Source organism: Bradyrhizobium sp. McL0616, from assembly GCF_049993385.1.
Classification (GTDB): Bacteria; Pseudomonadota; Alphaproteobacteria; order Rhizobiales; family Xanthobacteraceae; genus Bradyrhizobium.
Genome location: NZ_CP188255.1, coordinates 1147446 through 1168144 on the forward strand (window position 1 = coordinate 1147446; position 20699 = coordinate 1168144).

Consider the following 20699-nt stretch of genomic DNA (forward strand, 5'->3'; position numbering starts at 1 on the left):
TCATGCTCGACGCTGTCACGATCGAACGCCTTGCCGCGCGCCTGGATGAGGCCGAGCGCAGCAAGGTGCTGATCCCGATGTTCTCGAAAGAGTATCCCGATTTCGCCATCGAAGATGCCTACGCCGTCCAGCGCGCCTGGACAAAACTCCAGCTCGGCCGGGGCCGCGTCATCAAAGGCCACAAGATCGGCCTGACCTCGAAGGCGATGCAGAGCGCGGTCGGTATCTCCGAACCCGATTATGGCGTACTGTTCGCCGACATGTTCTATGCCGACGCCACGCCCATACCGTTCGACCGCTTCCACGCGCCGCGCATCGAGGTCGAGCTCGCCTTCGTGCTAAAGGCGCCGCTGCGCGGGCCGGACTGCACCATCTTCGACGTGCTCAACGCCACTGACTATGTGACCCCGGCGCTCGAGATTCTGGAGACGCGCATGCATCGCGTCGATCCCGAGACCGGCAAGACGCGAAAAGTGATGGACACGATCTCGGACAATGCGGCCAACGCGGCGCTGGTGCTCGGCGGCCGGCCGTTCCGTCCCATGGACGCGGATCTGCGCTGGATTGGCGCGCTGCTGTTCCGCAACGGCGAGGTTGAGGAGACCGGGCTTGCCGCCGGCGTACTCAATCATCCCGCCAACGGCATCGCCTGGCTCGCTAATCGTCTCGGGCCGCATGATGAACATCTGGCGGCCGGCGAGGTCGTGCTGGCGGGATCGTTCACGCGTCCCGTCGACATCCGCCGCGGCGACACCTTCCACGCCGACTATGGCGCGTTCGGCTCGGTGTCGTGCCAGTTCGTCTGAGCCAACAGATAAGAAGGAGCGCATCATGACAGGTCAAACGCGTCGCAAGAGCATCCATATCGGCGGCTTCAAGCACGCCAATCCGATCCCGAACGCCTGCCGCATCGGCAATCTCGTGATGTCAGGCGTCATCCTCGGCCGCGATGGTGCGACCGGCGTGATGCCGGAGAGCCTCGACGCGCAATGCGCCAACATGTTCGCGCATATGAAGGCCACGGTGGAGGCCGCCGGCGGCTCTACTGACGACATCATCAAGATGACGGTGTGGCTGAAGGACCGTACGCAGCGCGGCCCGGTGAATGTCGAGTGGCTCAAGATGTTTCCGGACGCGCATTCGCGCCCGGCGCGCCACGCGCTGCCGATGGACAACATGGACGGCGGCGCGCTGGTGCAGTGCGACTTCACCGCCGTAATCGACTGAGGGAGCGTTGCGCATGCCGGCCTATCTGCCTTTCGACCCGAATCCGCGCCGTCCGATCAAGGCGCCGCCGCCGAAGACCGTCGACAGCCAATTTCACGTGCTGGGTCCGCTGGACAAATATCCGATCCGTCCCGGCGCAGCCTACCAGATGCCGTCGGCGACCTGGGAAGCGGCGCTGCGCGTGCACAAGACGCTCGGCATCGAGCGCGGCATCATCGTGCAGACCACGACTTACGGTGCGGATCATTCCGTCGTGCTCGACGCTCTTGCCGCCATGGGCCCGAACTATCGCGGCTGCGCCAACGCGCTGGTGTTTGCGGAAGCGAACGACGCTTATCTTGCGAAGCTGCATGATGCCGGTGTGCGCGGTGCCCGCTTCAGTTTCCGCCAGGAACTCGGTGCTGTGCTGTCGGACGCCGACTTCGCCCGCGCCATTGCGCGAATCCGCGAGCTCGGCTGGTACGCAAAAATCCAGCCGGAGAAGGACGGCATCGTCTCCAGCGTCGCGAAGTACGAAAATCTCGACGTGCCGGTACTGATCGACCATATGGCCCGTCCCGAGCCCTCGCGCGGCAAGGACGATCCGAACCTGCGCAAGATGCTCGAGCTGCTCGCCAAGGGCAATTTCTGGGTCATGCTCTCACTCGGCGAGAAGACCTCGCAAGCCGGGCCCCCCTATGACGACGTGATCCCGATCGCGCGCACCTATATCGAGGCCGCAATCGACCGCTGCGTCTGGGCCAGCGACTGGCCGCATCCGGTCTCGGTGAAGCAGCCGCCCAACGACGCCGACCTGCTCGAGCTAATGTTCCGCTACGCGCCGGACCACGCCGAGCTGGAGAAGATCCTGGTGCACAATCCGGCGAAGCTGTTCGGGTTTGCGGATTAGAACCGTCTCCGGCGTCATTGCGAGGAGCTCTTGCGACGAAGCAATCCAGACTGCTTCCTCGGAGATAGTCTGGATTGCTTTGCTGCGCTCGCAATGACGCGCTGGGCCGCATTAATCCTTTGGTAACGCCGGAGGCGCCGTGCGGCGCATTCGTGGCGTAACTGAGTTCTTAACGAATTCCCTCTAGTTTGCGCATTCCCACCTCGTGACGGCCTGCCGCCTGATTCGCTCTGCGCGCGGCGCCCAGCAACTTCGAAGAGGCAGAATGCCGGCTCTCAAGAATCTGTTGTCGCTTCGTTCGATCGGCGCCAAGCTCGCGCTTATGACCGTGGTCGGTGCGATCTGCATGGCGCTGGTCGCCTCGACCGTGCTGTGGATCGCGCGCAATCAGCTCGTCACCGAGCGGATCGAGAAGGCGCATGCCGCCGTCGATATCGTCTGGAACCTCGCCGACGGTTACTACAAGGCCTACAAGGCCGGCCAGATGACGGAGGAGGAGGCCAAGAAACGCTTCCTCGAGGCCAATAATTACGTCTGGTACGAAGACCACAGCAACTACGCCTATATTTACGACTACGAGACCGGGCTGTGCGTCTCCAACCCCGGCATCCCGAATTTCGTCGGCAAGGACATGCGTCCGAACAAGGACGCCAACGGCATGCTGTTCGCGGTCGCGCTGATGGATATGGCGAAGAGGGGCCAGGGCACGCTGCGCTACTCGTTCCGCCGCAGCGGCGCCGATCCCACCCCGCTCGACAAGGTCGCCTTCACGCGCGGCTTCGCGCCGTGGAATCTGATGATCGGCTCGGCCGAATACATGTCGGAGGTCGACAATTCCTTCTGGTCGATGGTGCAGACCGCGTCCGTCGTCATCGCCGTCCTGATGCTGATCTCGATCATGATCGCCTGGGCCGTCGGCCGCAGCGTGGTGAAGCCGCTCGCGAGCCTGAAGGAGCGCATGGCTTCGCTCAGCACCGGCCAGTTAGAGGCGCCCGTCGCCCATGCCGATCGCCGCGACGAGATCGGGGAGATGGCGCGCACTGTCCAGGTATTCCGCGACGCCATGATCGAGACCAACCGCATGCGCGAGCAGCAGTCGATCACCGAGCAGCGCCAGATCGAAACGCGCAAGGGCGACATGAACAGGCTTGCCGATCAGTTCGAGCGCGAGGTCGGCGAGATCATCGAGCTGGTGTCGGTTGCCGCCGGTCAGCTCGAAACGTCCTCGACGACGCTCTCGAAGACGGCCGACACCGTCGCGAAGGTCTCCGGCCGCGCCTCGACGGCGTCGAACGAAGCGTCGGCGAACGTGCATTCGGTCGCAGCGGCAAGCGAAGAGCTCGCCTCGTCGATCGGCGAGATCAGCCGCCAGGTCGAGACCTCGGCGAAGATCGCAGGCGAGGCCGTCAGCCAGGCGCAGAAGACCGATACCCGCATGAGCGAGCTGTCGCAGGCAGCCAGCCGGATCGGCGACGTCGTCGATCTCATTCAGACCATCGCCGGGCAAACCAACCTTCTCGCCCTGAACGCGACCATCGAGGCGGCGCGTGCGGGTGAGGCAGGCCGCGGCTTCGCCGTCGTCGCCTCCGAGGTGAAGTCGCTCGCCGAGCAGACCGCGAAGGCGACCGACGAGATCAGCCAGCAGATTTCCGACATCCAGTCGGCGACGCGGGATTCGGTCGCGGCGATCAAGGAGATCGGCTCGACGATCGGGCGGATCTCGGAAATCTCGGCGGCGATCTCGACCTCGGTCGGGCAGCAGGGCTCCGCCACGCAGGAAATTTCCCGCAACGTGCAGCGCGCCGCCGAAGGCACCTCGCAGGTCGGCACCAGCATCGCCGACGTCCAGCGCGGCGCAGCGGAAACCGGCGGGGCCTCGGCGCAGGTGCAGTCAGCCGCGCAATCGCTCGCCACTGAAAGCACCCGCCTGAAGCGCGGCGTCGCCAGCTTCATGAACTCGATCAGGGCGGCGTAAGCGCCGCCTCCTGATCACACTGCCGGCTGCGCCGTCAGCCGATCCCGCACGCCGGCCGCGATCTCGAACGAGCGCAGCCGCGCGGCGTGATCGTAGATCTGCCCCGTCGTCATCAGCTCGTCTGCAGCGGTGTCGGCGATCAGCGACTTCAGCCCGCGCTCGATGACATCTGGCGTGCCGACCACCGAGCAGGACAGCGACTGGCCGACCATGGCCTTCTCCGCAGGCGACCACAGCGCGTCCATGTCGTCGACCGGCGGCGGCAGCGGGCCCGGCGTGCCGCGGCGCAGATTGATGAACTGCTGCTGGAGCGAGGTGAACATGCGCTGCGCCCCGACGTCGCTGTCGGCTGCGAACACGTTCACGCCGACCATCGCATAGGGCTTGTCGAGCTGCGCCGACGGCTCGAAGCGCGCCCGGTACTCGCGCAGCGCCGGCATCATCATCGCGGGCGCGAAATGCGAGGCGAACGCGAAGGGTAGCCCGAGCATGGCCGCAAGCTGCGCGCCGAACATGCTCGAGCCGAGAATCCAGAGCGGCACCTTCAGCCCCATGCCGGGCACGGCGCGAATGGCCTGGTTCGGCTGGGCGTCGCCGAGCAGCGCCTGCAATTCCAGCACGTCATGCGGAAAATTCTCGGCAGCGGTCGCAAGATCGCGCCGCATCGCCCGCGCGGTGAACTGGTCGGTGCCCGGTGCCCGCCCCAGCCCGAGATCGATCCGCCCGGGATAGAGCGACTCCAGCGTGCCGAACTGCTCGGCGATGACCAGCGGCGAATGGTTCGGCAGCATGACGCCGCCGGAGCCGACGCGGATCGTCTTCGTCCCGCCCGCGACATGCCCGATCACCACGGACGTCGCGGCACTCGCGATGCCCGTCATGTTATGATGCTCGGCCAACCAAAAGCGTTTGAAGCCCCAGGCTTCCGCATGCTGGGCCAGATCAAGCGAATTGCGAAACGCCTGCGCCGCATCGCTGCCTTGGCGAATCGGAGCGAGGTCGAGCACGGAGAAGGGGATCATGCGTGGGGTCCGGGTGGAGGGCGCAAGAAGCGCGCGGAGCCTCACATATAGGGACCCGCCATCGGAATGTTAGCGGGGCTGTGTCCAACCCGACGGCCATCAACCGGCAATATCGGAGGATCGGACGCGAATGCGCCCGAGGCGAACAACGCGAAGCAAGTGCCTTCGATTATGGGCAGACGCCAATATTTCGGAGGCGCTTTACCCCGATCAAGGTTCGATATTCAGCGAGCTCGGAGGCGCAGCGGACGTGACTGAATCGGGCGTCCTGAGTTATGACTACACGGACCAAGCGGAGTTCCGCTGCGGCTTTTGCTTTCGTGGCGGCGCTGCGCCGCCTCGAGCCCGTGTCCCAGGTCACAGCGATTGACCGCGGGCAATGGCCACGGTAGGTGCGGGCTCTCGTTTGAGGTGTACGATGATTTGATCGCCACTCGTTATGGCCTCCGCTGCGATCCGTTGCTCGTTTTCCTGTAAAACAATCACCAGACCTCGCTCGGCACCCGCCTGCTCAATCGCGGTGCGCATGAGCGTGTCGAGCAGTTTCTCAAGAACGATCTCGCTCGAGACCGCCTGCGAGACCTTGATCACGGTCGCGATCGAGGTGCTCGACTGGCGCCCCGATCGTGCTCGTCGGCCCGGCTACAGGCCGCTCATGCTTGAGCTGCGGAAATAACCGATCAAGCTGCCTTACCTTGCCACCAGCTCCCCAGCGGACATAGCAGCAACGAGCATTTCGCAGATAGAGATCCGCGATTTCATCGAAGCCACGTGCGGCGTAGAAGCGCGCAGCCAGTTCGTAAGCGAGCGCCTCATTATGAACAAAGCCGTTGGCGCGGGCCGAGCGGATAGCCTGCTCGTAGAGACGCCCGGCATCGAACTCGCGACCCTTCAATCGGGCAATCTCGGCGCCGACCAGCGCGGCACGGTTCTCGAAATTGTCCGGGCAATTCTCCGCCCAAGCCTGGAGTTGTTTGTGATGCTCTGTAAGAGCCTGTATGTGCTGCCGCCGCTCGCCGGCTCGTGCGGAATCGCAAGAGGCGGCTCGGGACAGCGCACCGTAAAAGTGATATTCTGCTGTTTCGAAATGTGAGACCAAGGTCCACAGCAGAGATTGCGCCCTCGATGAGGCCTCGACGGCTGCAGGATAATCGCTTGCAAAGAAGCGCGCCTGCAGCTTGCGGATCCAATACCAGCACGCGGCATGCGCCAGATCTGGACTACGAGCGAAACGGCGTTCTATCCCAAGCTCATCAAACTGCCCATCATCGAAGGATCCAAATTTCGGCGTCAATCCGCTAAGAGTCCGAATCAGCCCGAGCTGAGTGGCAGCGACATCAATGACAAATCCAAACCGAGCCTTCTGCGCAAACGCGAGCACATTCTCGGCTTCACGTTGCGCATCAACGAGCGGGTCGCCGGCCGCGAGAAGGTTCGTAGTGAGGTGGTCGCCGCTGTAGGCCACGTAGGTGAGGTCGCCCATCTTGTTCGCTGCCTGTAACGCGCGATGCAACAAATCACGCCCAGCCCGGACATGTCGCGTCCACGGCAAGACGAAACTTCCGAAGCACATATAGGTCCTGGCCTGGTAGCGCTTCAGTCTGTGCTGTTCGACCAGATCATGGCCGAGCTGGCCGAATCGAAGTCCGGCCTGGTAGTCGCCGAAGCGCGGTCCAGCGACCATGCCAAGGCGAACATAGGCGAAGCACGAGCCGTCGCAGTTGCCGTCCTCAAGGCTGAGATTGACTGCCCGACAGATGACCAGGGGAAACAGGTTCGCATCCGTATGTAAGGTAGGCGGTCCGAGCTTGGTCAGTACATCGAGCGTCGCGAGGCATGCCGGGTCGCTCATCAAAGGCAGCTCGATCAAATCCTCGATAGTGCGGTTCCCGAGCTGCGACCATATCTGCTCATATTCGCGTCTCGCTTCCTCTTCTGTCGGATGCGGCGACCAGTCGATGCCGAGATAGCGGAGGTAGTCGAGCCCGACAGCAACGGCGCGGCTGCTCTGACCGAGGGTCGTGTACAGGTCCACACGCAGGCAGGCGACGGTGGCTCTTTCCAGCGTGTTCGCAGCGCGGGTCGAGAGCACATTCAGGCGCTGCTCCGCCGCCGGCAGGGCGCCGGTAAGGAACTCGCATTCCGCCCGGTGCAGCTCCAGCTGGAAGACGAGCTCGTGCTGGCGTTCCCAGTAGTCGCCCACCAACAATGCCGCGCCGGCATTGAGATAGGTGAGCGCCGAGGTATACGCGGTCGCGGCCTTGGCGCGTTTGCCCGCGATCAGGTTGAGCTCGGCCAGTTGCTCGCGCTTATCCGGTGCAGTGATCAACGCGGCCCCGCGGTTGAGCTGATTGACGATATCGAAGACGGCTTCCTCCCGCTGCTGCGGCGGTGTGTTCGCCACCAGCAGCTGGCCGATCCGCAGATGGGTCCCGGTGCGTCGTTCCTCCGGAATCAGTGAATAGGCGGCCTCCTGCACCCGGTCGTGCACGAACCTGTAAGAGCTTTCCAGGGGCTCGATCAACTCCTGGCGGATGGCCTCCCACAACGCCGCCTGGACCTGCTCCGCCGAGACCTCCAGCACGATCGACAGCATGGCGATCTTGGCGGCATTGCCGAGACAGGCCAAAAGCTGCAGCGCTGTCTGCGTTTCGGCCGGCAGGCGGCTCAGCCTCCCGACCATGAGGTCCACCACATTATCGGTGTATCTCTTGGCGTGGATGCGATGTGGATCCCAGGACCAGCACATCGCGCCATGATCGAAGGTGAGCAATCCCTCTTCGGCAAGCGCATAAAGAAACTGAATGGCGAAGAACGGATTGCCGTCAGTCTTCTCATGCACCAGCTGCGCCAGCGGCGCGGCGTGCGCCGGCTCGCAACGCAGCGCATCCGCTATCAAATGCCCGAGGCGGTTGCAGTCAAGCGGCCCAAGCGCGATCTCCTCTACCCTTCCGCCGGTGCTCTTGATGGCGTCGAGCTTGCGCCTCAGCGCATGGGTGGCATCGACCTCGTTGTCCCGATAGGCGCCGATCAGCAGCAGGTTCGACAGATCCGACCGGGTCAGCAGATTGTCGAGCAATTCAAGCGTCGCCACGTCCAGCCATTGCAAATCGTCGAGGAACAGCGCCAGCGGGTGCTCTGGCCGGGCGAACACGCCGATGAAGCGCCGAAACACCAGCTGGAAGCGGCGTTGCGCGTCTTGTGGCGGAAGCTCGGAGACCGGTGGTTGGTCGCCGATGATGAGCTTGAGCTCGGGGACGAGGTCGATCATGAGCCGTCCGTTCGGACCCAGCGCCTCGAGAAGGGCGTCGCGCCAGCTCGCTAAGTCGGCGTCGCTCTTGCAGAGCAGAAGCTGCACGAGGCCCTCAAAAGCCTGGGCGAGCGTCGCATAGGGGATGTCGCGCTTATATTGGTCGAACTTGCCGGCGGCGAACAGCCCGCGCGGCGGCACCAATGACTTATGCAGCTCATTGACCAAGGCGGACTTGCCGATGCCGGGACAGCCGGAGACCAGCACAAGCTCCGGCCCGCCGCTTTTGACGATGCGATTGAAGGCGGCGAGCAAAGTCTCGGCCTCGCGCGCCCGCCCGTACAGCTTCTCGGGGATCAGCAGCCGGTCGGGCGTGTCGTGTTCGCCGAGCGGGAAGTCGTCGATCCGCCGATGATCCTCCCATGCTGCAAGGCAATGCCGGAGATCGCTCTCCAGGCCGACAGCGGTTTGGTAACGTTCCTCGGCGGCCTTGGCGAGCAGCCTCATGATGACGGCCGAGACGGCGCCGGGCACTTCCTTGCGCCGCTCGCCGGGCGCGACCGGTCGCCTCGCGATGTGGCAGTGTACCCATTCCATCGGGTCGGACGCGGTGAACGGAAGCTGCCCCGTGAGCATCTGATAGAGGGTGATACCGAGCGCGTATAGATCGCTGCGGGAATCGATCGACCGGTTCATTCGTCCGGTCTGCTCGGGCGCCATGTAGGCCAGGGTTCCGGCGATGGTCTCGGGAGCTTCGGGGGCCTGCCGCTCGCGCGCCCGGCGGGAGGCGATGCCAAAACCCGTGAGCCTGATTTCGCCGGTCGTCCGATTGACGAGGACGTTGTGTGGTTTGATGTCCTTATGCACAAAACCGTGCTGATGGACTTTGCCGAGCGCTGCCGTGATCCGGATAGCGAGACGCAGGAAGCTTCCCATTTCCATCGGCGCGCCTAGCAGCAGCTCGAGCGGCTCGCCGCCGGGATCTTCGAGCACCAGCATGGTCCGACCGCCTTCGCAGATCAGTTCGAGCGGTCTCACCGCCCATGCCTCATCCAGTTCGTCCTTCAAACCATATTCGTGCGCGAGGCGATCGAGGGTGGCGGGTGTCGGATGCTTCCCAGCGGGAAACACGGCCAGCACGGCTGAGCGATCACCGTTATTGGCGTAGCCAGCACCTTTGCAGAAGACACGTTCGCCGTCCTCCCAGAGGACCTGGAAGTTGCTATATCCATCTGCGCCGAATAGGGTGGATAGACTCACTGCCGGACTCCGCCATCAAGCGGGTCGTCGCTCTCGGGCTAAGAGAGGTCTTACGACATTCGTCCGCCCGGTTGGTCACATCAAGCTTCAACGGTAAGTCTGCCACATACAATGAGGCATGACAATTTCAGATCCTGGGGCCTGCCAGCGGCACGATCGCCGCGTCGTCGCCTTCCAGCGGTAGACCAGACTGGTGATCGAGAAGTCGCAGACTTCGCCCTTTGGGCCCAGCGCCGTAATCTCAGACCTCGCAGTCGCCACAATCAGGCGACGTTGAGGCACCGATGGTCAACGACACAGCGCAAGCAAAAATTAGTGCGCGATTCTGATCTTCCGAGGTAAATCAGATGGCCACTGGTATGGAGTGCCGCCTGTAGCGCATTCTGACATGCCTGGTCTGGTGAAAGCCTCGTCAGTCCAGCAACTTGGCCTCAACTCGGCCAGTCCCGAGTTGGGGCCTATTCTTGCTGGCAATTGACGTTGGGAATGGGCCATCGCAGCGATGCTGGCAATTGGCCCTTGGCGAGCGGCGACGACGTCCCGTTCATCTCTAGAAGCCGTAGTTCAGGCCGACGCGCACCAGATTGCCGTTATTGTGAAATCTGTACGTGATCGTATTGTTCGCATCGCCTGGAACCGGGGCGTAATCCAGAGTGAGGTTTTGCGCACCAAGATCGTAGTAGAGGTATTCGACCTTGGCCCTCCAGTTGCTGGCAAATGCGTACTCGAGGCCGCCTCCCGCCGTCCATCCGATGCGAACCGCCGCCGAGCTGGCGCTGATCAGAAAATGGGCCAGCACCGTTTGGCACGCCAATGGTATAGATGCTGTCATCGACCTTGCCATAGGCTAGGCCAGCGGTCGCAAACGCAAGCAGCCTGTTGTTCAGGGTTGTAAACCCAAGGCGACCGCGTAGGGTCCCAAGCCAGCCCAGCTTCTGGGTAGCGGATTCGGTATTGGCGTCGATGATGCCGCCGCCGATGAAAGGGGTCGCCGGGAACACGCGCGTGTCGGTCTTCTTCAGACCGCTGGAGTTGATATCGGCTTCGATACCCGCGACCCAATTTGACCCGAATTGGAAATTGTATCCAACCTGAACCCCGCCGGTGAAAGCGGTATCACCAACGTCGAACCTCGGAAATTGGCCAACGGCCTGGCGCCCGGAAAAATCAACGCCGGTGGTCGTAAAAGACACGGGATCCGCCCGTGTGTCGTTCCACATGACGCCCACGCTCCCGCCCAGGTAGAACCCGGACCAGCTGTAGGCGATCGGTGCCGCAGGCGGCGCCTTGTACACGGGCGCGAGATCGGCCGCATTGACCGAACCAGTGATCACGATCGCGGCGATCGCAGCAGGAACCCACGTCTGCACAGACCTTACTCCGGTTACCCCCGCGGACTTATCTAACCACAAGCGCGAGACGATGCCTGTGCACTTCAGGCAACACCTTGTAAAATAGTGCAAATCGCCTCCCAGTGCGCGGGCCGAGAAGTCTGCATTTGCGCCGTCACCGGGCTCACCGATCCGGCAAATCGCGGGCGCCAATCCAACCCGTCGGGCAAAACACCCACCCCTCATGAAAACCCGTCAAGCCTCCGCCACAAAAATATTCTACTTTACCGAAATTCGGAATTGCGGCATATGTCCTTTATCCCGACCTAGGGAGAGGGACGATCGTCCGTCGTAACGAACGTGGGTCGGGGAGCGGTGGACGCGGCAGCGACGGGCACGCGTAGGCGGGACCAGGGCGAGATGAACCTCGTGAGGTCCTTCTGCGTGCGGACGAACGGCGCCTATGTCCGGCGAAGCCTCTGGGCGAAGCCGGATTGCTGCGTACGGCAAAACCGTGTGGTCCTGGCCGTCGTTGCTACGGTCAAGCCTTGCGGAGATGGATCGGGGCTCAACCGGGTCGCGAGGCATCGCCAATTCGCAAGGTGACGGTGACAAAAAGAACTCGTCGCCGGGGAGAGCGCGCATAAGCCGTCAAACCATCGCGCAGGGAAGGCCGGGTGTTTTCCGGCCCACCTGTTGTCCCGTTGTGCATTTGCGCGTGTAAATCTTCGCACAGCGGACCATGGGTGCCAGCCGGCACCCGGTCTTCCCTGCGCCCTCTTCACCGATGAGGGCAAGGCGATCCGCAAAACTCGGGCGTTGCGAGCCGCGAGAACGCTAATGCATGTCTGCTGAAAATGAAATGGTGCTGCCAGACAGGATTGAACTTATGCATCAATCCTATTGATCGTTGATTTTATTGCGTTTTTCGGTCCGGCGATCTGTTCTTGTGTGGCACTCTTGGGGGGCGCCACACGATAGTCACTACCACAGTCAGGACCCAATAGTCACGTCTGACTCAATCGCCGAGAGCTCCTTCTGAGATGGCGTCTATGCGGCTCGACCGGCCTGGGATGCGCGACAGTGCTCAGATCGAGATTTTGGTCGCGGTGTTGGTGAGAAGGCACCGGCTTGGTATGGCCAATGACAAGCCGTTCGCTTTGCACTGACTATAAAGCAAATCGACGATCTCGTTCTTGGCAGTTGCTCCAATGGCGAGGCTATCGACCCGGAATTGCAGTTCGGCTTCAATCGCGATCGCATCGATGGCTTTTAGGGCAACGGTTGGTGATGGGTTTCTGGTAATGCACGTGCTGGCTTCGAGCACGGACCGCAGGACATCCACGACAATGCATGGCCTTTGCGTCGCAGCGATGCGGACGCTCAGCGCTATCAGGTGAGTCTCGTCTGGACGGCTGAGATTCGTTACGCCCTGCCGTGCTAGAATGCTGTTAGGTAGCACCACGATGTTGTTCTCGCCGGTCAGCAGATTGGTCGAGCGCCAATTGGTCTCGGTGACCCTGCCTTCCGTACCATCGCTCAATCGGATCCAGTCGCCGAGCACGTATGTCTTGCCAAGCGCCAACGCGATTCCCGAGAAAACGTCGCCAAGGGTATTCTGCAAAGCGAGGCCAAGGATGACGGCCACGACTCCCGAAGTCGTCACCAGCGTGCCCAATGGCAACCCAAAAACGAAACGGATGATCGAGAGCGTTGCGCCAAGATAGATAACGGAGACGGCCATGTCTTGGATCAGATGCGCTTCGCTTGGCTTTCGGTTCAATCTGACACAGATATGGACGAGGCCAATGATGGACCATGCGAGGTGGGTCCACCAAAGAATGCCTGCCAGTTTAGATACGAGCGCGGCAAATCCGTGTGTGTAGAGGTGATCCGTGCGATGCGGAGCAATTTTGGCCACGAAAAGCACGAAGCTCATACTTCCGAAGAACAATATCTGCACGATCAATCGTTCCGTCGGGCGGCTTCGTCCCTGGATATGCCAGATGCAGATCCCGGCGAGCCCCAGGACGTCGATTAGGATCAGGGGCAGCAAGCGATGGTCGCTGGACATTTTGCAGGCGGGCCTAAGTAGTCAGGCCGACCCTGCATGGGCCGGCCGTCGACTGAGTTGTGAGGTCCGGAAGGCTCATCGCCTTCGTGCGATTCGCAGTCGGTCCGGTCAATAATCCCAGTAGATAGGAACCCACCGAAAGACATTGCCGTCGGCTGCCACCCGTCCGACGGAGGGAAATGGCATGTGCGTGGCCACCAGCAATTCGCCGGTCGCGGCTAACTCATTCAAGAGGCGGGTACGAACGCGAACAGCTTCTTCGGGGTCGTGTTCAAAGCCATTGAACCAATCGGGGTGATCGAATCCGACCGTAAAGACCGCATCGCCGGCAAACGTAAGCGCAGCGTCGCCCGCAGCCACGCGAACGATGCTGTGCCCGGGTGTATGGCCACCGGTGCGGCGGACGATCACGCCCCGTGCCACTTTGTACTCCTCATCGAATTGCCGCAACTGGTTGTGGTACTCCTTCGCGAACTGCTTGGCGGTGGCCCGAAGCGCGTCCGGGAATCCCGGCGGCATGGACGTGTGCGTGAAATCCGGCGAGTCCCAGAATTTGACTTCGGCGGCGGCCACGTGAATTTGCACGTCCGGGCGCAAGCGGTCCTTGACGCCTGGAACGAGCAGCCCGCCAATGTGATCCATATGCATGTGGGTCAAAATCACGTCGGTGACCGACGCGAGATCGATGCCGGCGCTCTCCAGTCGCTTGATCAACTGTCCGGCCCTCGGCAGGTTGAGGTTCGGATCCGACCCCAGCCCCGCATCGATGAGTATGGTTTGGCTACCGCTGCGGACGAGCACTGCGTTCAGCGCCCAATCGAACGCATCCGGTGGTAGAAACATGTCGTGCATCCAGGCAGCACGGACTGCCGGGTCGGCATTGTGTCCCAACATGGTGGTCGGGAGGGGGAGGACGCCATCGCTGATGACCAGCACGTCAATCTCGCCAATCTGTAGCGCGTAACGCGACGGCACCAACTCGTCCGGCCCCGACCGAACCGGGCGCGAGGCAGCATCTAAGCTCATGTCTATCTCCTGTTAATTACCGCGCAACACGCGGGTGTTGGCGACACTATGTCTTGGACGCACACTTAATCGATTGGGTCAGTGAATAGGTCGAGCAATACTTCGGCATAGGTTGCCGGCTTCGATCTGAAGAGGTTCTCTCCATACGGCCCGCGAGTGGTCGATCGAGGCAGATGCTGCGGTCGGACCGCGCCATCGCGACCGCTTGTATCAACCTAACCCGAAGAACAGGTTGGACTAGTCACAAAGCCAGCCCAGTTGATCCGAGGTACGATATCGCCACGTTGCTTGCGCCGTCATGTTCGGCAGCGTTCACGCGCTGCGCGCTTCTGCCTGACATCACGGAGATAAAACGAATGACCTGGATGAGCTCGATCAGCCGTCTGGCAACTCTTTCACGACGAAAACTGCTCGCAACCTCGTTGCTCTACTCCGCGTCGATGACCGTCCGTTCCTCGGCGGCGGCCGGAGAGGAGACCGGCATTCTGTCTCACACAGCGGAGACCACGGATCCCATGTCGTCGATCACGACAAATGACGGCGTACGGATATTATATCGCGATTGGGGCGCAAGATCCGCTCAACCTATCGTCTTTCATCACGGCTGGCCGCTGTCGTCCGATGATTGGGAGAGCCAGATGCTGTATTTCCTGGGCAAGGGCTACCGCGTGATCGCGCATGATCGTCGTGGCCATGGTCGCTCCAGTCAGGCGGCCGATGGGAACGACATGGACCACTACGCCGCCGATGTTGCGGCACTTGCAGCGCATCTCGACCTTCGCAATGCCATTCATATCGGACATTCCACCGGAGGCGGCGAGGCAGCACGTTATGTCTCGCGCTTCGGCCAGGGTCGCGTCGCCAAGCTTGTGCTGATTGGCGCCGTCCCGCCATTGATGCTGAAGACAAACGGCAATCCGCGCGGCCTGCCAATCGAGGTGTTCGACGGCCTGCGGCAACAGCTCGCGGCCAATCGACCCCAGTTCTATTTGGAGTTCGCGAGCGGTCCCTTCTATGGCTACAACCGGCCCGGTGCCAAACCGTCACAAGCGGTGATCTGGAACTGGTGGCGCCAAGGCATGATGGGCAGCGCCAAAGCTCATTACGAATGCATCAAGGCATTCTCCGAAACGGACTTCAGCGACGACTTGAAGAACATCATGGTCCCGACGCTCATTCTTCATGGCGGAGACGATCAGATCGTGCCAGTGGCGGATTCCGCGCCGCTCTCGGCAAAGCTCCTCAAGCACAGTGTGCTCAAGATCTATGATCATCTGCCGCACGGGTTGTGCACGACCCATGCCGACATCGCCAACGCCGACGTGCTGAAATTCATCTCGGCCTAATCCTCGCGTCTTCGCAAATCCAGGAGCTTCACCATGCGAATCCTTATTGTCGGCGCCGGCTTTGCCGGCATGTACGCCGCGCTTTCCGCCGCACGACTGCGCGACATCCAGGGCGTTGCGCCCGAAACACTCGAAATCGCACTCGTCTCTCCGAAGCCGACGCTTGTCGTGCGCCCCCGTCTTTACGAAGCAAAGCCGGAAACCCTGACGGCACCGTTGCAGGACGTCTTGAAGGAGATCGACGTTCTCTATCTACAAGGGCAGGTAGAGTCGGTTGATACCCGATCCCGTGCCGTGAAAATCACGACAGACGAGCGAACGGAGCAGACCATTGCCTATGATCGGCTTATCGTTGCCACCGGCAGTCGGCTGTTTCGACCTGATATTCCCGGGCTCGCACAGTATGGCTTCAGCGTCGATCAGCTTGATGATGCGGTCGCCCTCGATCGGCATTTGCACAATCTGGCGAGGCAGCCGGCATCGAGAATGCGCGACACGGTTGTAGTTGCCGGCGGTGGCTTTACCGGGATTGAAACTGCGACGGAGATGCCCGCCCGCTTACGCGCAATCCTCGGCAGGGCTGCCAATCCACACGTCATCATCGTCGAGCGTAACGACGCGATCGCACCCGATATGGGCGCCGGACCGCGCCCGATCATCGAGGATGCTTTACGCGAACTCGGTGTGGACATGCGCCTTGGCGTCGGCGTCGCGTCGCTCGATAAGTCCGGCGTGCAGCTGTCCAGTGGCGAGCATATCGAAACGGCGACCGTGATCTGGGCGGCCGGCATGCGTGCTGCACCGCTTACCGGGCAGATTCCTGCTGAACGCGACAAATCCGGCCGGCTGGTGGTCGACCGTGAACTGCGCGTTCCATCGGTGGACGGCGTGTTCGCGACTGGCGATGCCGCGAAAGCGCTGTGCGACGACAAAGGCACCTATGCGCTCATGTCGTGTCAGCACGCTACGCGGATGGGCGCCTTTGCAGGCAACAATGCCGCAGCCGAATTGCTCGGCGTGCCTACAAAGGCATATCACCAGCAGGCCTATGTGACTTGCCTCGATCTCGGTACTGCGGGCGCGCTGTTCACGCGGGGCTGGGAGCGCAAAGTAGAAATGGTTGGCGAGATAGCCAAAAAAACGAAGCGCGATATCAACACCGTGTGGATCTATCCGCCTCGCGCTAACCGTGCCGCTGCGCTCGCTTCCGCGGATCCGGAGCGGGTGACCGACCTCTGATCGACATCAGCACAGGAGCCGCTTCGCCAGAAGTGGCTTCAAATCAGCAGCATTTCGGAGAATTGAGCATGCAAGATGAGAAAGTCGTAATTCTGACGGGCGGCGGATCGGGGATCGGACGGGCGGCAGCGCTTCGCTTCGCGAGACAGGGCGACAAGGTGCTCGCCACTGGTCGTCGGGCCGGTGCACTGGACCAGTTGGCGGCGGAACATCCGAACATAGTCGGTTTGGTGGCCGATGCGGGTTCTGCAGCGGATGCGGGGCGCACAGTCGCCAAAGCGCTCGAGCTCTGGGGCCGCATCGATTCGCTGATTAACAATGCCGGCGCCGGCGCAATCCTGCCGCTGGCAGACATTACTGCTGAGAAAGTCGCGAACATTTTCGCGGTGAATGTTTTTGGGCCGAGCCTGCTGGCCTCGGCGGCGTTGCCACATCTGCGTGAGCGGCGGGGTTCGATCGTCAACGTTTCGAGCACATTCGGGCATAAGCCGGCTGCAGCGCTGTCACACTATGCGGCAAGCAAATCAGCGCTGGAACATCTGACCCGCTGCTGGGCGCTGGAACTCGCGCCGTTTGGGATTCGCGTAAACGCGGTAGCGGCCGGGCCAACTGAGACTGATGCCCTGACTGGAATGATGGGTCTCACGCCGGAACAGGCCGCCGCTGTCAAGAAGCAGGAGCGTGAACGCATCCCGCTGGGCCGACGCGGTATGCCTGACGATATCGCCGAATGGCTCGTGCGGCTCACCAGTCCGGCCGCGGCATGGATGACAGGTCAGGTAATCGATGTCGATGGCGGCCTGGGGCTGGCATAGCCCCATTTTTTGGCAGATTTCGGCAATGTATTTCTCCGACTGCTTCGCTTCCGACCGGCGTCGCGCCAGATGACGATGGATCAGTGCACAAGTAAAGATCCGGTGTCCTGCGGGGTCGAGTATGCGCGTCTGCAGGAAGAGTTGACGATAGCACTAGAACGGCAGGTGGCGACCGCGGAAATCCTCAACGTCATCGCCAGATCCCGGACCGACGTGCAGCCGGTGTTCGATGTCATCTCTAGTAGCGCGCGGCGGTTGTTGGGTGGCCAATCGGCGCTCGTTACGCGCGTCGTTGGCGACATGCTCCACCTAGCAGCGTGCACGGCCGGAAGTCCTGATGGTGACGAGGAGATTCATGCCTCCTTTCCGGCGCCGCTGACGGCAGGAGGGATGCACAGCCGGGTCGCAGCGTCTGCGACAATTGCGTTTCGGTTCGACATTGCAACCGAAGCCGGCGTCTCTGAGGCCGTCAAGAACATGGCACGCGCAAGAGGTTATCGCAGCATCGTCGTGGTGCCGATGCTGCGCGAAGGCAGTGCCATCGGCACGATCGGGGTCTCACGCGCCGAACCTGGCGCATTCGGCGAAAGCCAAATCGATCTTCTCAAGACATTTGCCGATCAGGCGGTGATCGCAGTGGAAAATGTTCGGCTGTTCGAGGAGGTCCAGTCGCGCTCGACGCAGTTGTCGAGATCCCTTGACGATCTGCGCGCCGCTCAAGATCGTCTCGTGCAGACGGAGAAGCTCACTTCGCTCGGCCAGCTCACCGCTGGAATCGCGCATGAGATCAAGAATCCCCTCAACTTCGTCAACAACTTCGCCTCGCTGTCCGCCGAACTGACCGAGGAGTTGAGCGAGACGCTGGCGGATATCGTCGTCCCGCCCCCCGTTCGTGAGGAGATCGCTGAGTTGAGCCACCTGCTCAGGGACAATCTGGACAGAATCGTGCAGCACGGCAAGCGCGCCGACTCCATCGTCAAGAACATGCTGCTGCATTCGCGAGGCGGTGGCGGCGCGCGCCGGCCGACCGATCTCAACGCGCTGGTTGATGAAAGCCTGGCGCTCGCCTATCACGGGGCTCGCGCGGAACAACCACAACTCACGGTCGGCTTCGAGCGCGCCTACGATCCGGCGGTTGGCTCGATCGAGATATTTCCTCAGGAGATCACCCGGGTGCTGCTGAACCTGGTCTCCAATGGTTTTTATGCAATGACCCGGCAGCTTGGCGAGCGCGGGCTTGGCTTCGCCCCGACGCTGAGCATATGCACGCGCAGCCTCGGTGCTTTCGTGGAGATCCGTATCCGCGACAACGGAAGCGGTATTCCAGCCGACGTCAAGGAAAAGGTGTTTGATCCGTTCTTTACGACCAAGCCGCCCGGCGAAGGCACGGGTCTCGGCCTCTCGATGAGTCACGATATCGTGGTGAAGCAGCACGGCGGCAGGATCGATGTCGAAACGGAGCCCGGTGCTTTTACGGAGTTTATCGTCACGTTGCCGCGTGGCAGCGGCACGCGGAGACAACAGTCGTGACGTCCGTGATTTTCGTGCTCGATGACGAGCCGGATATCGAGTTGCTCTTCCGGCAGCAATTTTGCCGCGATCTGCGCGCCCGTCGCTTCGATATGGATTTCGTCAGACCGGCCGCACAGGCACTAAGGCGTGCTCTCGAGACCGACGACCGGACGTTGGCTCTCATTTTGTCGGACATCAATATGCCCGGGATGAGTGGCCTCGACATGCTGCCGCAAATGCGCGCGCGCCTGCCCGATGTTCCAGTCATCATGGTCTCGGCTTATGGAGACAGCCAGACTTGCAAGACCGCGCTGGAGCGTGGCGCGGATGATTTGCTGGTCGAGTCGATCGACTTCGGACGGCTTTGCCACGAGATCGAAGCGAGATTGGGGGCCGCCGCATGACGGCTACGATCCTGATGGTCGATGATGAGCCCGACCTGGAGACACTCGTTCTGCGAAAGTTTCGCCGCCAGCGCCGCGACGGGCTCATCGACTTCATGTTCGCACGCGATGGCATCGAGGCCCTCGATGCGATCGACCGGCACCCTCACGTCGATCTCGTCGTGCTCGACATCAACATGCCGCGCATGGATGGTCTCTCTCTGCTGGAGAAATTACAGGAGCGGGACGTTCGGAAGTCCGCAATCATCGTTTCCGCCTATGGCGATATGAGCAATATTCGGACCGCGATGAACCGCGGAGCGTTTGACTTCCTGACTAAACCGATCGACTTCGTCGATCTGGAGGCGACGATTCTGAAGACTCTTCGCCACGTGGAATCCCTGCGCGAGGCGCACCGCCGCCAGACCGACGCCGAGCGCGCGCATGCTTCGCTGTCCCGCTATTTTTCTCCCGAACTCGCCAAGCGTCTCGCCGCGGAAGGCGAAGACGGCATGTTCGTGCACTGGCGCCAGATCGGGATCATCTTTACCGACATCACGGGCTTCACGTCGCTCGTCGAGATGATAGCACCGGAACAGCTCGCGGAACTGCTCAACGAATATGTTGGAGGGTTGACCGATGTGGTCTTCGACCATGAGGGGACGGTTGCCAAAGTCATTGGCGACGCCATTCAGGTCCTCTTCAACGCCCCAGGCGAACAGCCGGATTACGCCGCGCGCGCAATTGCCTGCGCGCAGGCGCTGGACCGCTGGGCCCAGATGTTTCGTGAGCGGTGGAGACTGAAAGACATTGATTTCGGTGCAACACGCATCGGCGTGCATGCGGGGCCGGCGCTCGTCGGAAATTTTGGCGGCGGTCGCTATTTCGATTACACGGCCTACGGCGATACAATCAATACGGCAGCCCGGCTTGAAATGGCGAACAAGGCGCTTGGAACGAGGTTGTGCGTCAGCGACGCCGCCGCCAGCGCCGCACGAGGATTTCGAGGGCGTCCGATCGGCGATCTCGTTCTGCGCGGCCGCAGGGAAGCCTTGCGTGTGCATGAGCCGCTTTCACCGGACGAGCTCGACGATCCGGCCACAGCAAGCTATGCCGCCGCATTCGAACGGCTCGAGGCGGGCGATGTCGCGGCTTTGCCAGCCTTTGCGGGGCTTGTGGGCGCCCACCCCGACGATCCGCTCGCGAATTTCCATTTGCGACGATTGCTCAACGGTGCGAAAGGGACGACGATCCGATTAGAATGACACCTTCTGTCGGAAACATTCAATCGTCCCCCGGGCGCCTCGATCCTTGGGAGCGGTGAATCCACGGGCCAAGCATCCGGGCTGC

Annotated in this window: 14 protein-coding genes and 1 pseudogene; 10 read left to right on the forward strand and 5 right to left on the reverse strand. The window is 61.8% G+C overall.

Going from position 1 to position 20699, the window contains the following annotated elements; genetic code table 11:
• Positions 1–2: 2 nt before the first annotated feature.
• The 4 genes from hpaH (at position 3) to ACPPVR_RS05575 (ending at position 4091) form a co-directional block, all read left to right on the forward strand.
• The gene (gene hpaH / locus ACPPVR_RS05560; RefSeq protein WP_426613255.1) at positions 3–806 is read left to right on the forward strand and encodes a 2-oxo-hept-4-ene-1,7-dioate hydratase; all 804 of its coding nucleotides are present in this window, start codon (positions 3–5) and stop codon (positions 804–806) included.
• Between the two features lie 25 nt (positions 807–831).
• The gene (locus ACPPVR_RS05565) at positions 832–1227 is read left to right on the forward strand and encodes a RidA family protein (RefSeq protein WP_426613256.1); all 396 of its coding nucleotides are present in this window, start codon (positions 832–834) and stop codon (positions 1225–1227) included.
• A 13-nt stretch (positions 1228–1240) separates the two neighbouring features.
• On the forward strand, positions 1241–2116 hold the full coding sequence (locus ACPPVR_RS05570) for an amidohydrolase family protein (RefSeq protein ID WP_426613257.1): 876 nt from the start codon (positions 1241–1243) through the stop codon (positions 2114–2116).
• A gap of 265 nt (positions 2117–2381) precedes the next feature.
• A complete protein-coding gene (locus ACPPVR_RS05575; protein WP_426613258.1) occupies positions 2382–4091 on the forward strand; it encodes a methyl-accepting chemotaxis protein in 1710 nt (569 codons plus the stop codon).
• Positions 4092–4105: 14 nt separating this feature from the next.
• Here ACPPVR_RS05575 and ACPPVR_RS05580 read toward each other — a convergent pair whose 3' ends face one another.
• The 5 genes and pseudogenes from ACPPVR_RS05580 to ACPPVR_RS05600 all read right to left on the reverse strand — a co-directional run bounded on the left by ACPPVR_RS05580 (position 4106) and on the right by ACPPVR_RS05600 (position 14054).
• Complete coding sequence (locus ACPPVR_RS05580) at positions 4106–5113, reverse strand: LLM class flavin-dependent oxidoreductase (protein WP_426613259.1); 1008 nt, start codon at positions 5111–5113, stop codon at positions 4106–4108.
• A gap of 399 nt (positions 5114–5512) precedes the next feature.
• Positions 5513–9623: pseudogene (locus ACPPVR_RS05585) on the reverse strand (ATP-binding protein); the annotation flags it as partial.
• Positions 9624–10213: 590 nt separating this feature from the next.
• The gene (locus ACPPVR_RS05590) at positions 10214–10993 is read right to left on the reverse strand and encodes an outer membrane protein (protein WP_426613260.1); all 780 of its coding nucleotides are present in this window, start codon (positions 10991–10993) and stop codon (positions 10214–10216) included.
• 1048 nt (positions 10994–12041) lie between these two features.
• Positions 12042–13028, reverse strand: a complete 987-nt coding sequence (locus tag ACPPVR_RS05595) for a mechanosensitive ion channel family protein (RefSeq protein ID WP_426613261.1) — start codon at positions 13026–13028, stop codon at positions 12042–12044.
• Between the two features lie 108 nt (positions 13029–13136).
• Positions 13137–14054: an MBL fold metallo-hydrolase gene (locus ACPPVR_RS05600; RefSeq protein WP_426613262.1), complete on the reverse strand. Its 918-nt coding sequence runs from the start codon at positions 14052–14054 to the stop codon at positions 13137–13139.
• 515 nt (positions 14055–14569) lie between these two features.
• On the opposite strand from ACPPVR_RS05600, the gene ACPPVR_RS05605 reads away from it, so the two are divergent.
• From ACPPVR_RS05605 to ACPPVR_RS05630, 6 genes are all read left to right on the forward strand, one after another.
• Complete coding sequence (locus tag ACPPVR_RS05605) at positions 14570–15400, forward strand: alpha/beta fold hydrolase (protein WP_426616034.1); 831 nt, start codon at positions 14570–14572, stop codon at positions 15398–15400.
• 33 nt (positions 15401–15433) lie between these two features.
• Positions 15434–16639, forward strand: a complete 1206-nt coding sequence (locus tag ACPPVR_RS05610; RefSeq protein WP_426613263.1) for an NAD(P)/FAD-dependent oxidoreductase — start codon at positions 15434–15436, stop codon at positions 16637–16639.
• A gap of 68 nt (positions 16640–16707) precedes the next feature.
• The gene (locus ACPPVR_RS05615) at positions 16708–17454 is read left to right on the forward strand and encodes an SDR family NAD(P)-dependent oxidoreductase (RefSeq protein ID WP_426613264.1); all 747 of its coding nucleotides are present in this window, start codon (positions 16708–16710) and stop codon (positions 17452–17454) included.
• 69 nt (positions 17455–17523) lie between these two features.
• Positions 17524–18984 carry a sensor histidine kinase gene (locus ACPPVR_RS05620; RefSeq protein ID WP_426613265.1) on the forward strand — a complete coding sequence of 487 codons (1461 nt, stop codon included), beginning with the start codon at positions 17524–17526 and terminating at the stop codon, positions 18982–18984.
• Positions 18981–19370 (forward strand): response regulator, encoded by a 390-nt coding sequence (locus ACPPVR_RS05625; protein ID WP_426613266.1) that lies wholly within the window; start codon positions 18981–18983, stop codon positions 19368–19370. The genes ACPPVR_RS05620 and ACPPVR_RS05625 overlap by 4 nt, the downstream gene beginning before the upstream one ends.
• Positions 19367–20614: an adenylate/guanylate cyclase domain-containing protein gene (locus ACPPVR_RS05630; protein ID WP_426613267.1), complete on the forward strand. Its 1248-nt coding sequence runs from the start codon at positions 19367–19369 to the stop codon at positions 20612–20614. The genes ACPPVR_RS05625 and ACPPVR_RS05630 overlap by 4 nt, the downstream gene beginning before the upstream one ends.
• The last annotated feature ends 85 nt before the right edge of the window (positions 20615–20699 follow it).